Origin of the sequence: Haladaptatus sp., from assembly GCF_049589095.1 — an archaeon.
Taxonomy (GTDB): Archaea; Halobacteriota; Halobacteria; order Halobacteriales; family Haladaptataceae; genus Haladaptatus.
Genome location: NZ_JBAWAC010000564.1, coordinates 1 through 4,598, shown reverse-complemented (window position 1 = coordinate 4,598; position 4,598 = coordinate 1). Strand labels below are relative to the sequence as shown.

At 62.3% G+C, this 4,598-nt stretch carries 3 protein-coding genes; 2 read left to right on the top strand and 1 reads right to left on the bottom strand.

Annotated features, from left to right (window positions below; all coding sequences use genetic code 11):
• Positions 1–114: 114 nt before the first annotated feature.
• On the bottom strand, positions 115–981 hold the full coding sequence (locus WBV42_RS17770) for a fumarylacetoacetate hydrolase family protein (RefSeq protein WP_423987211.1): 867 nt from the start codon (positions 979–981) through the stop codon (positions 115–117).
• Positions 982–1,130: 149 nt separating this feature from the next.
• Between WBV42_RS17770 and WBV42_RS17765 the strand changes: the two genes are divergently transcribed.
• Both WBV42_RS17765 and WBV42_RS17760 read left to right on the top strand, forming a co-directional pair.
• Positions 1,131–2,594 carry an aldehyde dehydrogenase family protein gene (locus tag WBV42_RS17765; protein WP_423987210.1) on the top strand — a complete coding sequence of 488 codons (1,464 nt, stop codon included), beginning with the start codon at positions 1,131–1,133 and terminating at the stop codon, positions 2,592–2,594.
• 797 nt (positions 2,595–3,391) lie between these two features.
• Positions 3,392–4,555, top strand: coding sequence for an enolase C-terminal domain-like protein (locus tag WBV42_RS17760; protein WP_423987209.1), 1,164 nt, complete (start codon positions 3,392–3,394; stop codon positions 4,553–4,555).
• The last annotated feature ends 43 nt before the right edge of the window (positions 4,556–4,598 follow it).

Genomic DNA, 4,598 nt, shown 5'->3' with positions numbered 1-4,598 from the left:
CCAGAGCCGATGACTGGATGACGGTCGCACGCGTCCGTCTCCCCGTCTCGATTCGACGCGTTCCCGAAATCGCACCCTCTCGGCGCGATTTCGGAATCGCACCGCTTCCCGGGGTCACACCGTCTTGACGTGATTCCGGAGCGTTCCGATGTTCTCGATGTCGATTTCGATGCTGTCACCCTCCGCGAGCGTGAAGTCGTCCGGGGGAACGAGCGACGTGCCCGTCAACAACACCGCGATGTCGGGCATCGTGTCATGTGCGTCGAGATAGGAGACGAGTTCCTCGCACGAACGGGCCATCTTCGACGTCGAAGTCGAACCGTCGAAGACGGTCTCGTCGTCGCGCCGGATGCGCATCGAAAGTTCCAGTTCGCGCGGGTCGCCGACCGTCTCCGGCGAGGAGATGCACGGCCCGATGGCACAACACTTCTCGAAGATTTTGGCCTGCGGGAGGTACAGCGGATTTTCACCCTCCAGCGACCGACTGCTCATGTCGTTGCCGACGGTGTAGCCGACGATGTCGCCGCGCGCGACGACCACGGCCAATTCGGGTTCCGGGACGTCCCATTCGGAGTCGGCGCGGATGCCGATGGCGTCGCCGGGGCCGACCGTTCGACTCGGCGTGGCTTTGAAGAACAGTTCGGGGCGCTCGTTCTCGAACACGTCCTGATACATCGACCCCCGGCCGCTCTCCTCCTCGCGCGCGTCGTTGCTAGTCTCGTAGGTGACACCGGCCGCCCACACCTCGTCGGGGACGGCTGGGCGCGGTGCATCCGAGGGCAGTCGGTTCGCGTCGAGCAGGGGCGCGTCGTCCAGATGAATCCGCGCCACGTCGTCGAGTCCACCCTGAGTCGCGCTCGCGGCGAGCGCCAACTCGCGAACGGAGGCGATACCCGAGGCGGTCGTGAGGTCGTACACCTTCCGTTCCTCCTGTGCGAGCAGACGGGGACCGTCGTCCGAAGGAATGCGATGGTATCGCATGGGAAAATATTCGCCCTTGAACCACATAGCTCCGACGGCGAAACCGAGGAGAAAAAGGCCACAAGAGTATTATGGGGAAAGATTCGACCGCACAACCGAGCGGCGGTTTGGCCACAAGAACGGAGTACCCCACGCACGTACTTTCTCCGATGCCCGAAACGTACACCAATTACGTAGACGGAGAGTGGAGAGAATCGGAATCGGGCGAAACGTTCACCGTCCACAACCCCGCGGACACCGACGAGGTCGTCGCGGAGTTCCAGCAATCGACCGCGGAGGACGCACGCGGCGCAGTCGAAGCGGCCGCCGCCGCACAGGAGGAGTGGGCCGACACGCCCGGCGCGACCCGCGGCAAACTGCTGCGTTCGACCGCGAAGCGCATGGACGACCGCGAGGAGGAACTGACCGAGACGCTGGTTCAGGAGGAAGGAAAGACCCGAAGCGAAGCCAACGGCGAGGTCAACCGCGCCATCAACATCTTCTACTACTACGCCGAGCGAGCGATGGACTACGCAGGGGAGCGAAAACAGCCCAGTTCGAAGGGCCAAAACCTGTACACGGTCCGTGAGCCGATGGGCGTGGCCGGACTCATCACCCCGTGGAACTACCCCATCGCCATCCCGTCGTGGAAGAGCGCGCCCGCGCTGGCGACCGGCAACACCGTCGTCCTCAAACCCGCGATGGACGCGCCGACCGTGTTCGCCAAAGTGGTCGAATGCATCGACGAAGCGGCCGACGAAGTCGGTGCCCCTGACGGCGTGTTCAACTTCGTCGTCGGCAGCGGCGAGGACGTCGGCAGCGCCATCATCGACCACGAGAAGGTCGATACCGTCTCCTTTACGGGAAGCCGAGCGGTCGGCGAGATGGTGTACGAGCAGGCCACCGACCAGCACAAGCGCATCCAGACGGAGTTGGGGAGCAAGAACCCGACCGTCATCGGCCCCAGCGCCGACCTCGAAGAGGCGGTGAACGTCGTCGGTTCCGGCGCGTTCGGCGTCACCGGACAGGCGTGTACCGCGACGGAGCGCGTCATCGTCCACGATTCGCTGTACGACGACTTCGTGGACCAGTTGGTCGAGTACGCCGAGGACCTCGACATCGGCCCCGGACTGGACGACCCCGGCATGGGACCGCACGTCTCGGAGAGCGAACTCGAATCCACGCTCGACTACGTCGAAACCGGGAAAGAAGAGGGTGCCACGCTCGAATACGGCGGCGAGAAACTGGAAGATGGCGAGCACGAGAACGGCTACTTCGTCACGCCGACCGTTTTCAGTGGCGTGGAAAACGACATGCAGATCATGCAGGAGGAGGTGTTCGGCCCCTTCGTCGGCGTCACCCCCTACAGCGACTTCGACGAGGCCGTCGAACTCGTCAACGACGTGGAGTTCGGCCTCGCCGCGGGTATCGTCACGCAGGACCACTCGGAGGCGAATCGGTTCATCCAGGACGTGGACTTCGGCATCGTGAAGGTCAACGAAGCCACCACTGGTCTCGAACTGCACGTCCCGTTCGGCGGCATGAACGCCTCCTCCAGCGAGACGTACCGCGAGCAGGGTGAAGAGGGAATGGACTACTTCACCATCATCAAGACCGTCTACGACAACTACTAACGCGACCACAACCCTTCGAAGAAGATGATTTTTTCGTGTTGTTCCGATTCAAATAGATGACTCTGATACCGGATTTGTGATTGCAATTGCTGAGAAGAAGACCGTCTCGGAAGTCCCCGAACGCTCGCTACGAAGCGACTCCAACTCGGGTGTGGACTTAACAACGACGAACAAGACCCAGAAAACCCCCGCCCGCTCGCGGTCGCTATGCAGGATATCCGCGCTCTCCACGCCGGGAGAGCGTTGCTCTCCCGAGCCGCCCCTCGCTCCTGCGTCGCTCGCGGCGACACCGCCGTGCGGATAGAGCCTCCACAGCAACTAAACGGTGCGCGAGCGGGCGGCCCCTTTCATTCCACCCCGACCGCACCACGAGCCTCCCCAACCGATTCCTCCGCTCACTACGTTCGCTTCGTCATCCCTCGCACGAATCTTCCGAGGCAACGCGCGCCACCCGGCTGGATGGGCTACGCGATACAAAGATTGTGGCTGTCGCGGTGCGGAGGCGGTTGCGATGCGGTAATTCATTGTTGCTCGGTACTTGTGGTTTCAGAAAACCATATCTACTCTCAGCAAAACGAAATCCATTACGTCGACACCGCGAACGGTTGGGGGCTTTCGAGGACGTGTTCTCGGTCACCGCTGAAACCACAAAACCACCAAATACTGTTCGTAGCGAACTGTCGAGGTATCACCACAATTTCCTCGCAACACCTACTATCGAACCAGAATCAAATATCTCTCGTCGCCGCCGAAGTTCGGCTACAAATTTTACCACGCGGGAAACCGTCGATAGTCGTATGCAGATTTCGAGAATCGAGTCCACGGAGTTCTCGTACCCCATCGAGGACGTGGGGTCGGACGCCGGGTACAACCTCGTGTACGAACCGGGGGCGACGACGGAGCGTAAACTGTTCGGGCTGAGGATCGAGACGGACGAGGGCGTCACCGGGGAGTTCGTCGGCGGGAACTCGCCCGCGTTCGCGCAGATCAACACGCTCGCGGACAACCTCATCGGGCGGAACCCGTTGCGCCGCGAGCGGTTGTGGTCGGAGATGAAGCGCGCGCTGCGGAAGTACGACCGGATGGGAATCGGACCGGTCGACATCGCGCTGTGGGATCTCGCCGGGAAACACTACGACACACCGATTCACGAACTGCTGGGCACCTACCGAACGCGACTCCCGGCCTACGCCTCGACGTACCACGCCGACGACAACGGCGGGTTGGACTCCCCGCACGCGTACGCCGACTTTGCGGAGGAATGCCTCAAAATTGGATTCCCCGGCTTCAAAATCCACGGTTGGGGCGGGACCGACGAACGGCGCGACATCGACCGCGAAATCGAGACCGTCCACGCGGTGGGCGAACGCGTCGGCGACGAGATGGACCTGATGATAGACCCGGCCTGCGAGTACGAGACGTTCGGCGACGCGCTGAAGGTCGGACGCGCGTGCGACGATGAGGAGTTCTTCTGGTACGAGGATCCGTACCGTGACGGCGGCATCTCCCAGTACGCGTACAAAAAACTGCGCCAGCAGTTGGACACGCCGCTACTGCAGACCGAGCACATCCGCGGGTTAGAACAGCACACCGACTTCCTGCGGAACGAGGCGACGGACTTCCTCCGGGCCGACCCCGCCTACGACGGGGGAATCACTGGCGCGATGAAAATCGCGCGCATGGCCGAGGGGTTCGGCATCGACGTGGAGATTCACTCACCGGGTCCCGCCCAACGCCACTGTATGGCCGGAATTCGGAACTCCAACTACTACGAGATGGCGCTGGTCCATCCGGAGTGTTCGAACACGACGCCGCCGGTGTACGAGGGCGAGTACGTGGACGACATCGACGCCATCGACGACGAGGGATCCGTTCCCGTCCCCGACGGGCCGGGATTGGGCGTCAAGTACGACTGGGACTACATCGAGGAGAACAGGACTGGGGGACGGACCTACGAGTGACGACGTGTCGGAGGACGATACGACGGGCGATGACGCGACGTAT